The organism is Streptacidiphilus sp. MAP12-20 (genome assembly GCF_041262525.1).
Classification (GTDB): Bacteria; Actinomycetota; Actinomycetes; order Streptomycetales; family Streptomycetaceae; genus Streptacidiphilus.
Genome location: NZ_JBGCCK010000011.1, coordinates 235,227 through 248,604 on the forward strand (window position 1 = coordinate 235,227; position 13,378 = coordinate 248,604).

At 70.2% G+C, this 13,378-nt stretch carries 18 protein-coding genes, 1 tRNA gene and 1 pseudogene; 14 read left to right on the forward strand and 6 right to left on the reverse strand.

All coding sequences use genetic code 11. From position 1 onward, the window contains the following. Nucleotides 1–51: 51 nt before the first annotated feature. The 4 genes from pheS (at nucleotide 52) to ABIA32_RS17680 (ending at nucleotide 5,243) form a co-directional block, all read left to right on the forward strand. Nucleotides 52–1,161 carry a phenylalanine--tRNA ligase subunit alpha gene (gene pheS, locus ABIA32_RS17665; protein WP_370096132.1) on the forward strand — a complete coding sequence of 370 codons (1,110 nt, stop codon included), beginning with the start codon at nucleotides 52–54 and terminating at the stop codon, nucleotides 1,159–1,161. Further along, complete coding sequence (pheT, locus tag ABIA32_RS17670) at nucleotides 1,161–3,680, forward strand: phenylalanine--tRNA ligase subunit beta (protein WP_370096134.1); 2,520 nt, start codon at nucleotides 1,161–1,163, stop codon at nucleotides 3,678–3,680. The genes pheS and pheT overlap by 1 nt, the downstream gene beginning before the upstream one ends. A gap of 173 nt (nucleotides 3,681–3,853) precedes the next feature. Further along, nucleotides 3,854–4,315, forward strand: a complete 462-nt coding sequence (locus ABIA32_RS17675) for a MarR family winged helix-turn-helix transcriptional regulator (protein WP_370096136.1) — start codon at nucleotides 3,854–3,856, stop codon at nucleotides 4,313–4,315. Between the two features lie 61 nt (nucleotides 4,316–4,376). Continuing rightward, nucleotides 4,377–5,243, forward strand: coding sequence for a HipA family kinase (locus ABIA32_RS17680; RefSeq protein ID WP_370096191.1), 867 nt, complete (start codon nucleotides 4,377–4,379; stop codon nucleotides 5,241–5,243). 39 nt (nucleotides 5,244–5,282) lie between these two features. Here ABIA32_RS17680 and ABIA32_RS17685 read toward each other — a convergent pair whose 3' ends face one another. After that, the gene (locus tag ABIA32_RS17685; protein WP_370096138.1) at nucleotides 5,283–5,570 is read right to left on the reverse strand and encodes a hypothetical protein; all 288 of its coding nucleotides are present in this window, start codon (nucleotides 5,568–5,570) and stop codon (nucleotides 5,283–5,285) included. A gap of 75 nt (nucleotides 5,571–5,645) precedes the next feature. Here ABIA32_RS17685 and ABIA32_RS17690 point away from each other — a divergent pair, with 75 nt between their 5' ends. Next, the gene (locus ABIA32_RS17690) at nucleotides 5,646–6,635 is read left to right on the forward strand and encodes a ketopantoate reductase family protein (RefSeq protein ID WP_370096140.1); all 990 of its coding nucleotides are present in this window, start codon (nucleotides 5,646–5,648) and stop codon (nucleotides 6,633–6,635) included. A 106-nt stretch (nucleotides 6,636–6,741) separates the two neighbouring features. After that, nucleotides 6,742–7,548, forward strand: a complete 807-nt coding sequence (locus ABIA32_RS17695; RefSeq protein ID WP_370096142.1) for a class I SAM-dependent methyltransferase — start codon at nucleotides 6,742–6,744, stop codon at nucleotides 7,546–7,548. Between the two features lie 202 nt (nucleotides 7,549–7,750). Here the strand turns inward: ABIA32_RS17695 and ABIA32_RS17700 are convergent. Then, nucleotides 7,751–7,832 (reverse strand) — tRNA-Tyr (locus ABIA32_RS17700). A gap of 220 nt (nucleotides 7,833–8,052) precedes the next feature. Between ABIA32_RS17700 and ABIA32_RS17705 the strand changes: the two genes are divergently transcribed. The 3 genes from ABIA32_RS17705 (at nucleotide 8,053) to ABIA32_RS17715 (ending at nucleotide 9,904) form a co-directional block, all read left to right on the forward strand. After that, a complete protein-coding gene (locus tag ABIA32_RS17705) occupies nucleotides 8,053–8,976 on the forward strand; it encodes a neutral zinc metallopeptidase (RefSeq protein ID WP_370096144.1) in 924 nt (307 codons plus the stop codon). A gap of 73 nt (nucleotides 8,977–9,049) precedes the next feature. Next, entirely contained in the window at nucleotides 9,050–9,241 is a 192-nt protein-coding gene (locus ABIA32_RS17710; RefSeq protein ID WP_370096146.1) for a DUF1059 domain-containing protein, read from the forward strand. 75 nt (nucleotides 9,242–9,316) lie between these two features. Continuing rightward, nucleotides 9,317–9,904, forward strand: a complete 588-nt coding sequence (locus ABIA32_RS17715; RefSeq protein ID WP_370096148.1) for a DUF4328 domain-containing protein — start codon at nucleotides 9,317–9,319, stop codon at nucleotides 9,902–9,904. A 33-nt stretch (nucleotides 9,905–9,937) separates the two neighbouring features. Here the strand turns inward: ABIA32_RS17715 and ABIA32_RS17720 are convergent, their stop codons facing one another. Then, nucleotides 9,938–10,078 (reverse strand): hypothetical protein, encoded by a 141-nt coding sequence (locus tag ABIA32_RS17720; protein ID WP_370096150.1) that lies wholly within the window; start codon nucleotides 10,076–10,078, stop codon nucleotides 9,938–9,940. Between the two features lie 149 nt (nucleotides 10,079–10,227). Between ABIA32_RS17720 and ABIA32_RS17725 the strand changes: the two genes are divergently transcribed. Next, nucleotides 10,228–10,596, forward strand: coding sequence for a hypothetical protein (locus ABIA32_RS17725; protein WP_370096152.1), 369 nt, complete (start codon nucleotides 10,228–10,230; stop codon nucleotides 10,594–10,596). Nucleotides 10,597–10,663: 67 nt separating this feature from the next. On the opposite strand, the gene ABIA32_RS17730 is transcribed toward ABIA32_RS17725, so the two are convergent. Then, nucleotides 10,664–10,861 carry a hypothetical protein gene (locus ABIA32_RS17730; RefSeq protein WP_370096154.1) on the reverse strand — a complete coding sequence of 66 codons (198 nt, stop codon included), beginning with the start codon at nucleotides 10,859–10,861 and terminating at the stop codon, nucleotides 10,664–10,666. Here ABIA32_RS17730 and ABIA32_RS17735 point away from each other — a divergent pair. After that, entirely contained in the window at nucleotides 10,847–11,488 is a 642-nt protein-coding gene (locus ABIA32_RS17735; RefSeq protein ID WP_370096156.1) for a nuclear transport factor 2 family protein, read from the forward strand. The two genes, ABIA32_RS17730 and ABIA32_RS17735, sit on opposite strands and share 15 nt — an antisense overlap. Nucleotides 11,489–11,608: 120 nt before the next feature. On the opposite strand, the gene ABIA32_RS17740 is transcribed toward ABIA32_RS17735, so the two are convergent. Further along, nucleotides 11,609–11,824, reverse strand: coding sequence for a serine protease inhibitor (locus tag ABIA32_RS17740; RefSeq protein ID WP_370096158.1), 216 nt, complete (start codon nucleotides 11,822–11,824; stop codon nucleotides 11,609–11,611). A 69-nt stretch (nucleotides 11,825–11,893) separates the two neighbouring features. Beyond that, a complete protein-coding gene (locus ABIA32_RS17745) occupies nucleotides 11,894–12,148 on the reverse strand; it encodes a hypothetical protein (RefSeq protein WP_370096160.1) in 255 nt (84 codons plus the stop codon). A 200-nt stretch (nucleotides 12,149–12,348) separates the two neighbouring features. On the opposite strand from ABIA32_RS17745, the pseudogene ABIA32_RS17750 reads away from it, so the two are divergent. The 3 genes and pseudogenes from ABIA32_RS17750 to ABIA32_RS17760 form a co-directional block, all read left to right on the forward strand. After that, nucleotides 12,349–12,570: pseudogene (locus ABIA32_RS17750) on the forward strand (RICIN domain-containing protein); the annotation flags it as partial. A 27-nt stretch (nucleotides 12,571–12,597) separates the two neighbouring features. Further along, nucleotides 12,598–12,738, forward strand: a complete 141-nt coding sequence (locus tag ABIA32_RS17755; RefSeq protein ID WP_370096162.1) for a hypothetical protein — start codon at nucleotides 12,598–12,600, stop codon at nucleotides 12,736–12,738. 174 nt (nucleotides 12,739–12,912) lie between these two features. Then, on the forward strand, nucleotides 12,913–13,290 hold the full coding sequence (locus ABIA32_RS17760; protein ID WP_370096164.1) for an RICIN domain-containing protein: 378 nt from the start codon (nucleotides 12,913–12,915) through the stop codon (nucleotides 13,288–13,290). Nucleotides 13,291–13,378 lie beyond the last annotated feature (88 nt).

Below are 13,378 nucleotides of genomic sequence, written 5' to 3' on the forward strand. Positions count from 1 at the left end.
CCCATTAGACTCATCTTTTGGCCGCGCGTCGCCGCAACCGGGAAGAGAGAGATGTCCGCACCCAACAAGTCGTACGACCCCGTGGAGGTCGAGGCCTTGAAGCCGGAGGAGATCGAGCGCCTTCGCGACGAGGCACTCGCCGCCTTCGCCGCCGCCACGGATCTCGACGCCCTGCACGAGGCGAAGGTCGCGCACATGAGCGACCGCTCGCCGCTCGCTCTCGCGAACCGCGAGATCGGCGCGCTGCCCCCGGCGGCGAAGGCCGCCGCCGGCAAGCTCGTCGGCGCCGCCCGTGGCGCGGTCAACAAGGCCTTCGGCGAGCGCCGCGTCGAGCTCGAGGCCGAGCGGGACGCGCGCGTGCTGGTCGAGGAGGCCGTGGACGTCACGCTGCCCTACGACCGCGCCCCGCGCGGTGCCCGGCACCCGCTGACGACCTTCGCCGAGCGGCTGATGGACGTCTTCACGGCCATGGGCTACTCCGTCGCCGAGGGCCCCGAGGTCGAGGCCGAGTGGCTCAACTTCGACGCCCTCAACATGGGCCCGGACCACCCGGCGCGCTCCACCCAGGACACCTTCTTCCTCAAGGACGCCGACTCCGTCGTCCTGCGGACGCACACCTCCGGCGTGCAGATCCGTAGCCTCCTCGCCGCCGCCGAGCCGCCGGTCTACGTGATCTGCCCCGGCCGCGTCTTCCGCAGCGACGAGCTGGACGCCACGCACACCCCGGTCTTCAGCCAGGTCGAGCTGCTGGCCGTGGACGAGGGTCTGACCATGGCGGACCTCAAGGGCACCCTCGACCACATGGTCGCCTCGCTCTTCGGCGAGGGCATCAGCACCCGCCTGCGGCCGAACTACTTCCCGTTCACCGAGCCGTCCGCCGAGATGGACATGGTCTGTTTCGTCTGCCGCGGCGAGTCCGTCGGCAACCCGGACCGTCCCTGCCGTACCTGCTCCTCCGAGGGCTGGATCGAGCTCGGAGGCTGCGGCATGGTCAACCCGCGCGTGCTGGTCGCCTGCGGCATCGACCCCAACAAGTACAGCGGCTTCGCGTTCGGCTTCGGCATCGAACGCATGCTCATGTTCCGGCACAACGTCGAGGACATGCGAGACATCGTCGAGGGTGACGTGCGTTTCACCCTTCCGTTCGGGATGGAGATCTGATGCGCGTCCCGCTTTCCTGGCTGCGGGAGTACGTCGACCTCCCCGCCGGCGAGACCGGCCGAGACATCCAGACCAAGCTGATCCGGGCCGGCCTCGAGGTCGAGACCGTGGAGCAGCTCGGCGGAGACCTCAAGGGCCCGCTGGTCGTCGGCAAGGTCCTCGCGATCGAGGAACTGACCGAGTTCAAGAAGCCGATCCGCTACTGCCAGGTCGACGTAGGCGACGCCAACGGCACCGGTGAGCCGCAGAACATCGTCTGCGGCGCGCGGAACTTCGCCGTCGGCGACAAGGTCGTCGTCGTGCTGCCCGGCGCGGTCCTGCCCGGCCCGTTCCCGATCGCGGCGCGCGCCACCTACGGCAAGACCTCCGAGGGCATGATCTGCTCCGCCCGCGAGCTGGGCATGGGCGACGACCATGACGGCATCATCGTGCTGCCGCCGGAGTACGAGCCCGGCACCGACGCGATCGAGCTGCTCGAGCTCGTCGACGAGGTGCTCGACATCGCCGTCACCGCCGACCGCGGCTACTGCCTCTCGGTGCGCGGCGTCGCCCGCGAGACCGCCATCGCGTACGGCCTGCCGCTGCGCGACCCGGCCCTCCTCGACGTGCCGCCTGCCAACTCCTACGGCCCGCTGGTCAAGGTCGAGGACCAGGTCGGCTGCGACCGCTTCGTCGCCCGCAGCGTCATCGGCCTGGAGCCGTCGGCCAGGACGCCGATCTGGATGCAGCGCCGGATCCAGAAGGCGGGCATGCGCCCGATCTCGTTGGCCGTCGACATCACCAACTACGTGATGCTGGAGCTCGGCCAGCCGCTGCACGCCTACGACCGGCACCGCATCGACGGCGCGATCACGGTCCGCCGCGCCCAGCAGGGCGAGAAGCTGCGCACACTGGACGGCGTGGAGCGCACCCTCGACGCCGAGGACCTGCTGATCTGCGACAACTCCGGCCCAATCGGCATCGCCGGGGTCATGGGCGGCGCCGGGACCGAGATCGCGGACCCGGTCGTCGACCCGGAGACGGGCCTGGCCGCCGGCACGACCGAGGTCGTCATCGAGGCCGCGCATTTCGCGCCCATCTCGATCGCCCGCAGCGCGCGTCGCCACAAGCTGCCCTCCGAGGCGGCCAAGCGCTTCGAGCGCGGCGTCGACCCCGAGGCGTCCCGCGCAGCCGCGCAGCGCGCCGTCGACCTGCTGGTCATCGTCGCGGGCGGCACCGCCGAGGCGGGCGTGACGGACATCGTCGCCCCGCACCCGGTGCACTCGATCGCCATCGCCGCCGACCACCCGGACCGCGTCGCGGGCCAGGAGTACGGGCGCGAGACGGTCGTCCGCCGCCTCCAGGAGGTCGGCTGCACCGTCGTCGGTACGGACGTGCTGATCGTCACCCCGCCGACCTGGCGGCCCGACCTCACCGACCCGAACGACCTCGCCGAAGAGGTCATTCGGCTGGAGGGCTACGAGAACCTGCCCTCCACGCTGCCGAACGTCCCGGCGGGCCGCGGCCTGACCGAGGCGCAGCGGCTGCGCCGCCGGATCGGCCTGGCGCTCGCCGAGGCGGGCTACGTCGAGGTGCTGAACTACCCGTTCATCGGCGAGGCCGTCCTGGACGCCCTCGGCATCGAGGCGGACGACCCGCGTCGGCAGACGGTGAAGCTGGCCAACCCGATCTCCGACGAGGAGCCCTCGCTCCGCACCACGATGCTGCCGGGCCTGCTCGCCGCGCTGCGCCGGAACATCGGGCGCGGCACGACGGACGTGGCGCTGTTCGAGCTGGGCCGGGTCTTCCGCGTCGACGGCACGGCGGACACGTTGTACAGCGCGCCACGGCTGCCGGTGGACCGGCGTCCCACCGAGGACGAGATCGCGCAGTTGGACGCGGCGCTGCCGCGCCAGCCGCACCGCGTGGCTGCCGTGCTCGCGGGCAACCGCGTGCCCGAGGGCTGGTGGGGCAAGGCCGAGGCCTGGACCTGGGCCGACGCGATCGAGGCGGCGCGAGCCGTCGCGGACGCGGCGGGTGTTGCGCTGACGGTCCGCCAGGACCAGCACGCCCCGTGGCACCCGGGCCGCTGCGCGGCGCTCCACGTCGGCGAGCAGCTGGTCGGCCACGCCGGCGAGCTGCACCCGCGCACGGTCAAGGCGCTGCACCTGCCGGAGCGCACCTGCGCCTTCGAGCTCGACCTCGACCTCCTCACGGCGGACGGCGCGGCCAAGCCGGAGGGTCCGAAGATCTCCACCTTCCCGGTGGCGACGCAGGACGTGGCCCTCATCGTCGACGCGGACGTCGCGTCGGCGGACGTCGAGTCCGCGCTGCGCGACGGCGCGGGCGAGCTGCTGGAGAGCCTGCGGCTCTTTGATGTCTACCGGGGCGAGAGCGTCGGCGAGGGCAAGAAGTCGCTGGCCTACGCGCTGCGCTTCCGTGCGTCGGACCGCACGCTGACCGCCGACGAGGCGAGCGCGGCGCGCGAATCGGCTGTCGCCGAGGCCACCTCCCGCGTGAACGCTGTACTGCGCGGCTAGGGGAGGTTGCACTCTCCCAGGGGCGCGAGGAACTGCGCGAGCAACCACCCTGTGCGGATGGCTCTGCTCGTTCAGCGACACACCACACAGGGTGGCTTGTCGCGCAGTTCCTCGCGCCCCTAAGGTTTCCGCAACATCTGCTTGAGTACTCAAGTATCTGTTAAGCTCGACCCATGCCGGACCCCCTCGACACCGCGCTGCGCCTCACCCGCGCGCAGACCGCACTCGCCAAGCGATTCGACGCCGTGCTCTCCAACCGCCACGGGATCAGCTACGCCGACTTCCAGGTGCTGCTCCACCTCGGCGCAGCCCCCGGTGGTCGGCTGCGCCGCGTCGACCTCGCCCAGGCGCTCGGGCTGACAGCCTCCGGCGTCACCCGAGGGCTCGGCCCGCTGGAACGAATCGGCCTGGTCGAGCGGGAGAAGGACCCCCGCGACGCCCGCGTCGCCTACGCCGCGCTCACGCCGACCGGCCGCACCCTGCTCGTCGACATGACCGCGAGCGCGGAGGAGGTCGCCGCCGACTGGTTCGACACGGCCCGCTGGTCCGACGGCGACGTCCACGCACTCGGCACGCTCCTCACCGCCCTGGGCGGCACCGGCCGCCCGCAGCCGTCGAGGCCGGCGGATGCTTGACTGGGTGGATCTGCTGATGGGATTCGACCCCTGGACAGCCCGACGAAGGGTGGTGACGCCGATGCCCGCGCACGGCGAGCTGGCTGAGGTCACGGCACTCGACTACGTCGAGCCGCTGCGCACCGGCGGCTCCCTGCCCGCCGTCGTCGAGACCGACGACTTCGGCACTTACGTCGTCAAGTTCCACGCCGCCGCCCAGGGCCACAAGGCACTCGTCGCCGAGGTGATCGTCGGAGTGCTCGCGCGCCGACTCGGGCTGCGCGTGCCGGAGCTGGTGCTGGTCCGCTTCGACCCGGCGGTCTCCGCCGCCGAACCTGACCAGGAGGTGCAGGACCTGCACCGAGCGAGCGCGGGTCTCAACCTCGGGCTCGACTACCTCCCCGGCGCCCGCGACTTCACCCCCGGCCAGGACGGCGTCGACCTCGACTCCACGGAGGCGGGCCGCGTCGTCTGGTTGGACGCGCTGGTCGGCAACGTGGACCGGACCGTCCGCAATCCCAACCTGATGGTCTGGCACCGCCGCCTCTGGCTGATCGACCACGGCGCCGCGCTGATCTTCCACCACCGCTGGGAAACGGCGGACGAAGCGGTCGGCAAGGTCTACGACTTCTCGGCCCACGCGCTCGGCGGCTACGCACCCGACGTCCTCACCGCGGACGCGGCGCTCGCGCCGCTGGTCAGCGAGCCGCTGCTGCACGAGGTCGCCGCCGAGGTCCCGGACGAGTGGCTCGCCCCCGAACCCGGCTACCCGACTCCGGAAGCGCTCCGCGCCGCCTACGTGCGCCACCTCTCCGCCCGCGTGGCCCGGTCCGAGGAATGGATCCCGCGCTGCTTCGCCACCCCGGCGGAACTCGCTGCCGCCGAGGTGGCCAAGCGCGCACGCAGCCTGGCCGGTCGCCCGGCCTGGCTGCAGCACGTCCGCGGCTAGGGACCGGCTAGGGATCGACTAAGGATCGGCTAGGCAGTTTCAGTGACCGGCGGTCTGGAAGCAGGCCACGTCGTACTGGCCGCGCGGGTTGTAGGTGGAGCCGCCCACGCCGGTGGGGTTGAAGGCGCTCTGCGAGTTGGGGGCGTTGCCCGGGCCCGGGTTGTTACCGGTCGAGGACGTGCCGCACAGGTGGTTCGGCGAACCCGGTGACGCGGGGGTGCCCGAGGTCGCGGGCGGACCGGGGAACGGGTTGTCGGCCCAGGCGGGTGCCGTGCCGACGAGGCTCAGCAGCGCCGTGAGGGACGCTGCCGCGATGATGCGTCGCATCCTGCTCTCCTCCTCCGTTCATGTGTATCGACTCTCTCCGGGAGTACGCGCGCCGCACCGGGTAGGTTCAGACACATGCGGATCACGGTGGTAGGCGCAGGGGCGATCGGCGGGTTCGTCGGGGCGCGGCTCGCGGCGGCGGGCTCGCCGGTCGGCGCGGTCGCGCGCGGCGCGACGCATGCCGCGCTGGCGGAGCACGGGTGGCGCGTGCAGGAGCCGGACGGCACGCTGCTGACCGCGCCGGTCGCCGCGCTCGCCGACTCCGCCGATCCGGCATCCCTCGCCGCGCTCGGTGAACAGGACCTCGTGCTCCTCGCCGTGAAGGCGCAGTCGCTGCCCGCGGTGCTGCCCGCCGTCGGCGCGCTCCTCGGGCCGGAGTCGATCGTCGTCCCGGCGCTCAACGGCGTGCCGTGGTGGTTCTTCGACGGCTTCGGCGGGCCCTGCGAAGGGCACACTCTCTCCTGCGTCGACCCCGGCGGGACGATCGCCGCCGCGATACCCACCCGCCATGTCGTCGGCAGCGTCGTCCACATGAGCTGCGGCACGCCCGCCCCCGGCGTGGTCCGCCATGTCGCCGGGACCGGGCTGATCCTCGGCGAGCCCGACCGCTCCGATTCGCCGCGGCTGCACTCGCTCGTGGAGCTGATGCGCGGGGCCGGCCTCGACGCCACCGCGTCCACGGCGATCCACGCCGACGTCTGGTACAAGCTCTGGGGCAACATGACCACCAACCCGGTCTCCGCCCTCGCCCGCGCCACGGCCGACCGCATCCTCGACGACGAACTCGTGCTCGCCTTCTGCCACGCCGCGATGCGCGAGGCCGCCGAGATCGGCGCCCGGATCGGCTGCCCGATCGCGGAGACACCGGCCGACCGCACCCTGGTCACCCGCAAGCTCGGCGCCTTCCGCACCTCGATGCTCCAGGACATGGAGGCCGGCCGGGAGCTCGAACTCGACGCGCTGGTAGGCGCGGTACGCGAGATCGGACAGGCGGTCGGCATCCCGACACCGTCCGTCGACGCCATCCTCGGCCTCACCCGCCTCGCGGCGGCGAGCCGTCGGTAAACCGCAGCCCAAGTAAGTAAAGAAAGCACCCACGCCACACACCCCCACGTTGCTACGGTGGTGCACGCAGACGCAGGACGCCGGTGCCGTTCGGTTCGGGGGCGCGATGAGCGAATATCTGTTGGCGGGGCAGGACACTGAGCTGGAGCGGCTGCGACTGCAGTCGACCGTCTGGGAGCCCGCCGGACGCCGGTTGCTGGATCTGATCGGCGACGGGCGCGGCAGGCGCGCGCTCGACGTGGGCTGCGGCTGCCTCGGCTGGCTGCGGCTGCTCAGCGCCTGGACCGGCGAGCTCGGCGCGGTCCTCGGTTCGGACATCGACAAGCAGATGCTGGAACGCGCGGCGGGCCAGGTCGAGGAGGACGGGCTCGTCAACGTACGGCTGATGGTGGATGACCTCTTCGCCTCCGGCCTGGAGCGACGCGGCTTCGACCTGATCCACGCCCGCTTCATGATCGCCCCACTCGGCCGCGCCGAGGAGCAACTCACCAGCCACCTCGCCCTGCTGGCCCCTGGTGGCACCCTCGTCCTGGAGGAGCCGGACTGCGCTTCCTGGCGTTTCAATGCTCCAGCCCCGGCCGCCGAACGGCTGATCGCGCTGATCTCCGACGCCTTCCTCGCTGCCGGCGGCGACTTCAACGCGGGCCGGGCACTCCCGACTCTCCTCCACGACCGCGGCCTGACCCCCCGCGTCCGGACCGAGGTACTGGCCCTCGACCCCGGCCATCCCTACTTGCGCCTTCCGCTCCAGTTCGCCACGGCGCTGCGCCCGCGCCTGCTCCTACTGACGGACGCGGACTCACTCGACACGCTGATCGCCGACACCGAGCGGGAGTTGGCGGACCCGGAACGCTGGGGCACCACCTTCACCCTGGTCCAGAGCTGGGCCCGCGTCGGCGGCCGCCCCGACTGAGGACGCGCGACTGAGAATGTCCGACTGAGAACGCCAGTGAGACCCGGGAGCATATCCGGCTCCCGGGCCTCGTTTTGCCACCTGCGAACGCGTCGGCACGTTTAAGAGCCGCGGGTCATTCTCAAGTCGCCGTGTTCTCCCTTTGAACTACCCCCGCACGTTGGAGCGGGGAGCCGGACTTGAACCGGCATCCGGATTCTCGTGGTGCGTCGCCGAGGAATCGGACCTCGCCAGCCTTGTGGGCGCCGGCTTTACAGGCCGGCGTGTGTCCCAGCACTCGACGCTCGGTGCGGGAGGTCTCCTCCCGCTGACAAGAGGTTAGGGACGGGTTCACGACACGGCCACCGAATTACCGGCGCGCTGCCTGGTGCCTCCGGTCCTCACCCGTTCGGCCGCTCCGAGCTGACCCCGCCCCGCGCGACATGGCAGCGTGGGTCGGACGTGCGCGGAGCGATGGACGCGCACGGAGCGCGGAGAGCGCGGTGCGGCCAAGGGAGAACGGTCATGCAGTTCGACGACGACGCCGGGTTGGACACCTCCGAGGTCCAGGACCGGCGCGGCTGGGGTGGCGTCCCGGGCGGTGGCAAGACCGTCGGCGGTGGCTTGATCGGGCTGGTCGTGGTGTTGGTGGCGACGCTCCTCGGCGTGGATCCCGCCCTCTTCGGGCTCTCCGACGGCACGACGACGACCACGCAGAACGCGGCTCGGGCGGGAGCCGCCGGAGCCCAGGGCCAGGCCCAGAGCAGCGGCCAGCTGGCAGCGACCTGCAAGACCGGCAAGGACGCCAACGCCCGCGACGACTGCCGCATCGTGGCCGTGGTCAACAGCGTCCAGACCTACTGGCAGCAGTACTTCACCTCGCGTGGCTCCCGCTACACGCCGGCCTCGACGGTCTTCTTCAGTAACGCGGTGAGCACGCGCTGCGGCAACGCGAGCTCAGCGGTCGGGCCCTTCTACTGCCCCGGAGACTCCCAGGTCTACATCGACCTGGGCTTCTTCCAGGAGCTGCGCACCAAGTTCGGCGCCGAGGGCGGCCCCTTCGCGGAGGCTTACGTGCTGGCTCATGAGTACGGCCACCACATCCAGAACCTCACCGGTCAGATGACGAAGGGCGGCGGCCAGGGCGCAAACAGCGGCTCGGTGAAGCTGGAGCTGCAGGCCGACTGTTATGCGGGCGTCTGGGCGCACCATGCGACGACCACCCCTTCGGCCGGCACCGGCCGCCCGCTGATCACCACGCTCACGCCGGCGGACATCACCGACGGCCTCGACGCGGCGGCCGCGGTCGGCGACGACCGGATCCAGCAGCGCTACCAGGGCCGGGTCACCCCGGAGAGCTGGACCCACGGCTCGGCCGCGCAGCGCCAGCAGTGGTTCACCACCGGTTACCGCTCCGGCGACCCGGCCACCTGCAACACCTTCGCCTGAGGCCGGACGGGTCCGATCGGCCCGATCCGGCCGATACTAGGTGGGGGACGGAAGGAGCGAAAGGAGTCTCCTCATGCGCAAGGTAGCCGACTGCCGTGAACTTCCGAGCGATGTGGGCTGCACGCTCACCATCGCCGGCGAGGAGGAAGAAGTCGTCCGCGCCGCCACCGAGCACGCCGTCTCGGTCCACAGCGAGACGGACACCCCGGAACTGCGCGCCCAGATCCGCGGCATGCTGAAGGACGACGTTCTGACGGGCGCCTGACCAGGCCTGACGGATCCCCACGAAGCGGCCCCCTCGCAGAGGGGGCCGTTTCGCGTTCCGCTACAGTCTGCGCCCATGACCCAGCCCCTGACCGCCTCACCGGCGGACTCCTCGGCGACGCCTGCGGTTCGTCGCGTCCCCTTCCGCAGTCCGCGCGTGCCCGCCCTGGTGGCGCAGTGCTCGATCGGTCTCTACGCCCTGACCGGGCCCTTCGCGTCGATCCCCCTCGCGCGGCGGGAGGTGATGGGGCCGCTGGGGAGCGCCTCCAATCTGCTCCAGCTGGTCGCCGGGGTGAGCTTCCTGGTCTGGTTCAGCCGTTGCCGCCACAATGCCGAGATCCTTGCTCCGGGCACGGTCGCCCATGAGCCGGGCTGGGCGATCGGTGCCTGGTTCGTCCCGGTCCTGTCCTGGTGGCGGCCGCGTCGCATCGCCCTGGGCATCCTCCGGGCCTCGGGCGATGCCGCCGCCGACCGCCTCGTCGACGTCTGGTGGGTGCTGTGGGTCGCCATGCAGGTCGGCAGCCCCGTCATCTATTGGGGCCACCAGCATTCGGTGCCACTCGCGGCAGCCAACTCGGTCCTGATCGCACTCGCCGCGACCTTCGCGGTCCTGGTCATCCGTCGCCTCACCGCCGCGCAACTCTCCGCACCGCAGCCTGACTGAACCTTTCGGCCGACCCCTGCCGGCCGGCCGACGTCACTTCTCCAATCGACGGTCGTCCCGCAAGAGCCGACCGACGATGCTTCGGCGCCAGGACTCCGGCAGCGGGCGCTGCATCCTGACGATGCCCGCGATCAGGAGCAGGATCACCCCGCCGCCGATGATGAAACCGATCACGCTTCCCCCGTCCGGGTACCCAGTCGTGCACTCGGGAATTGTCAGTGCCGAGCGAGAGAATAGGGGGTGTCAGGGCGACGCGTGGCGTTCCGCAACGAGTTGGCCTGAACGCTGTCCGGCTTGCTGAGCCAATCCTCCAGGAGGCCCCCTTGAAGAGCTCCCTCGGATCTGCTGTCTTCTTCCTCCCTCCCGGCACTCCGGGAGACGTCGCGCGCGGCTGGAACCGTGCCGCGCTCGCCGCGCAGGTCGCCGTCCGGGCCGCCGCGCTCGGGCTCGGCGCGGACCTGACCCTCGACCAGATGACGGGTCTGGCCCAGGTGGTCCGCGACGACGACGCGGGCCGTCCGCTCTCACCGACCACCCAAGCGGCCATCCGCGCGGCCCTGCGCCGCCCGCTGAGCTTGGCGGACGCGCCGGAGGAGATAGCGGCGGCGGTCTTCTCCCACCTGCCGGACTCACCCGTCCCGGTACTGGGCCCCGACGGCCGCCGCTACTTCCTGGTCGCCGTACCGGGTTGAGCCCGGCTCGCAGTTCCTGCGGCGGGGTGGGCGCAGGCCGGCCCACCCCGCCCCGGCTGGTTCCGCGTTAGGACCGGGTCCAGGTCACCTTGGTCACCTCGCGCATCGGGAAGGTCTTGAACCGCCCGGACTGGGGAGGGGACTCGATGTGGACCCATGGCCCGTCGAACATGACCATGCCGGGGTGCGAGACGATCTCCGGCTGATGTTCGGGGCTGACTCGGCCCTGGGTATAGACGACACCTTGCCCGTGGAATTCCTGCATGCCATCAGGCTCGACCAGGTCCGGGCCTGCCGCGACCTGGGTTGGGCGGTCCGGGTAGTACGGATCACCGGCGGCACCGGATATTTCGGCCCCATCCCCGCCGGTCGCCGCCGTGCTGGCCGAGCTCAAGTCCGTGCAGATGGGGTGATGACGTCCGATTTCCGCCAGTCGAAGCAGCTGAGCGCGTTTAGGGTCTCCGGCATGACACAGGAGAATCGGGAGCTTGTGCAGAACGCGTGGCGGGCCTTCGCCAGTGGTGACGCCGACCGGATATCAGCCTTCTTCACCGAAGACGCCGAGTGGCGCGCCCCCGCCGGCAACGCCACCGCAGTCGCGCTCGATGTCCCCAGCCACATGGTCGGCAACAGGGCGATCGCGCACTTCATCGCCGAAGACGTCCCCCGGCTCTTCGTGCAGGACGTCAGCGTCACTTTCGCCGGCCTCTACGCGGACGGCGACTGCGTGGTCGTGGAGGAGACGATGAGCGCGACCCTGGCGGGTGGCAACTCGTACGTCAACGATTACTGCTTCGTCTTCGTCCTGAAAGACGGTCTGATCCACCGGGTGCGTGAATACATGGACACCGCGCGCGGCCACCGCATGGTGTTCGGCGAGGCAAGCTCTTAGCGGCTCAGCGCAGCCAGGGCCAATCAGATCATCGGCGGAGTCAGGAACCAGCGGACCCGAAGAACCCACCCGCGAAGCGGCCCACGAGGGCCGAATCGCTGACCGAGTAGCTACTTGCGGTCAGCCGATGCGCGGCACCTGCGACACGGTCTGCGTGGCCTCGTCGAACCACAGCCGCACCCGGTCTGTCCGATGGTCCGTCGTGACGGCCGACCCGTTCGGAATCGCGGCGATGATCAGGGTGGGGTCGTCCGCGTGTATCCGCAGGGTTGCCTCGTCAACGTTCACGCCGACGAGCTCTGGCCACTCGGTCCTGCTCCGGTCGGAAGCGTTCATGCCGGGGACTGTACCGGGCGCGGAGGATCGCGAACAGGTGGCCTGGCCTGCGGGATTGGGGCCAGCGGCTCAATGGGGCATGCGCCTCGCAAGCCGCTCCGTCCGCTTCGCCAACGCCTCTGCTCGCTTCGCCTGCGCCCGGGCCAGACGCGCCGGATCCAGCCACTGCCAGAACGCAGCACCACCGAACACCCACGCGACGACGAGCAAAGCCCACCGAAGCGCCGTCACCGCGGTCCCCGCAGGCGAGCACATCAGGAAGTAGACGGTTACAGCCACGGGGAACCAGAAGCACTGGAACGCGAGACGGATCTTGCGAGACATGACGGGGACTGTACTGCCTAACCCGTAAGTCGTGGAAGTCACGGGAGATTGTCCGGGCAAAGACTCAAAAGTCCTGTCTGATCTGCTGAAACGCACCCCAAGGATCACCAAACGCGGCGTGGCGGTCGCGGTAGCGCGCGGCGACCATCGGGTTGATCGCGTAGACCGTTAAAGGGGAGCGTTCGACGCGCGGCGCCTACTGTCTGGACATCCCCGGCAACAACGCCGTCGTCGGCCAACATCTCCAGGCGTGGACGTGCAACAACTCCGACGCGCAGATCTGGAACTACATCAAGACCGACAGCTACCACTTCGAGCTCCAGTCGAAGTCGAACCCCAGCCTGTGCGCCAACAACTGGCAGGGCGGTGACAACACCGGCAATGACATCAAGCTCTACTACTGCAACGGCAATGCCGACGGCACCTGGAACTGGGTCGGCAATCCCTGGTTGCACCCGATCCAGCCGCGGTCGGCACTCAACAACTGCCTGAACATCTGGGGCGGCCTGGCCAACGGCAACCCGGCCAAGCTCTATCCCTGCTCGCAGATCGACAACGAGGACATCATCATCCCCCAGGCCCCCTGGTAGCAGCGGACTTCGGGGGGCCCGCACCACCCGAAGCGGGGTCCGCCCGTCCTGGCGGAACGCGACGGCAAGTTGAAAATCGCCGCCGGGCGGGCCGCCCAGGATGACGGCCTGCTTTCACTCAGCTCCCCTATGACCATCATCAACAATCTGTCAATCAATAGGGGGAACACCACTATGCGCAAGCGCCTAGCCAAGATCGCCGCCATCGCCGCAGCGCCGCTCCTTGCCGCCACCCTCGGCACTGGCACCGCCTACGCCGGCTCCGCCTGGGGACCCATCCAGTTCTCCAACGGCTACTGCCTCGACGTCTCTGGCGGCAACTTCGTCGTCGGTGCCACAGTCCAGCTCTGGGGTTGCAACGGCACCCCCGCTCAGCAGTGGTGGCTGTGGCAGGAAGACTCCACCCACTTCCAGGCATCCCAGAGCAACGACCCTCAGGGCCGCGTACTGTGCATGAACAACTGGGAGGGAGGCGACGTCACCGGCAACCACATGCGCCTCTACCCCTGCTCCGCGGGCTCCGTAGGCGACACCCAGTTCAACGCCGCCTGATTCGAAAATCCCCGCTTCGTGACCGTTTCCGCTGTTCAGGGCGTCCCGATGGGTTGGAGGTTGACTTGGTAGCCGAGTTGGTTCAGTT

Excerpts from the sequence above, each read along its gene's own strand:
- pheS (WP_370096132.1), top strand. The coding sequence starts at position 52 with ATGTCCGCACCCAACAAGTCGTACGACCCCGTGGAGGTCGAGGCCTTG.
- pheT (WP_370096134.1), top strand. The coding sequence starts at position 1,161 with ATGCGCGTCCCGCTTTCCTGGCTGCGGGAGTACGTCGACCTCCCCGCC.
- ABIA32_RS17675 (WP_370096136.1), top strand. The coding sequence starts at position 3,854 with ATGCCGGACCCCCTCGACACCGCGCTGCGCCTCACCCGCGCGCAGACC.
- ABIA32_RS17680 (WP_370096191.1), top strand. The coding sequence starts at position 4,377 with ATGCCCGCGCACGGCGAGCTGGCTGAGGTCACGGCACTCGACTACGTC.
- ABIA32_RS17685 (WP_370096138.1), bottom strand. The coding sequence starts at position 5,570 with ATGCGACGCATCATCGCGGCAGCGTCCCTCACGGCGCTGCTGAGCCTC.
- ABIA32_RS17690 (WP_370096140.1), top strand. The coding sequence starts at position 5,646 with ATGCGGATCACGGTGGTAGGCGCAGGGGCGATCGGCGGGTTCGTCGGG.
- ABIA32_RS17695 (WP_370096142.1), top strand. The coding sequence starts at position 6,742 with ATGAGCGAATATCTGTTGGCGGGGCAGGACACTGAGCTGGAGCGGCTG.
- ABIA32_RS17705 (WP_370096144.1), top strand. The coding sequence starts at position 8,053 with ATGCAGTTCGACGACGACGCCGGGTTGGACACCTCCGAGGTCCAGGAC.
- ABIA32_RS17710 (WP_370096146.1), top strand. The coding sequence starts at position 9,050 with ATGCGCAAGGTAGCCGACTGCCGTGAACTTCCGAGCGATGTGGGCTGC.
- ABIA32_RS17715 (WP_370096148.1), top strand. The coding sequence starts at position 9,317 with ATGACCCAGCCCCTGACCGCCTCACCGGCGGACTCCTCGGCGACGCCT.
- ABIA32_RS17730 (WP_370096154.1), bottom strand. The coding sequence starts at position 10,861 with ATGCAGGAATTCCACGGGCAAGGTGTCGTCTATACCCAGGGCCGAGTC.
- ABIA32_RS17740 (WP_370096158.1), bottom strand. The coding sequence starts at position 11,824 with ATGAACGCTTCCGACCGGAGCAGGACCGAGTGGCCAGAGCTCGTCGGC.
- ABIA32_RS17745 (WP_370096160.1), bottom strand. The coding sequence starts at position 12,148 with ATGTCTCGCAAGATCCGTCTCGCGTTCCAGTGCTTCTGGTTCCCCGTG.
- ABIA32_RS17760 (WP_370096164.1), top strand. The coding sequence starts at position 12,913 with ATGCGCAAGCGCCTAGCCAAGATCGCCGCCATCGCCGCAGCGCCGCTC.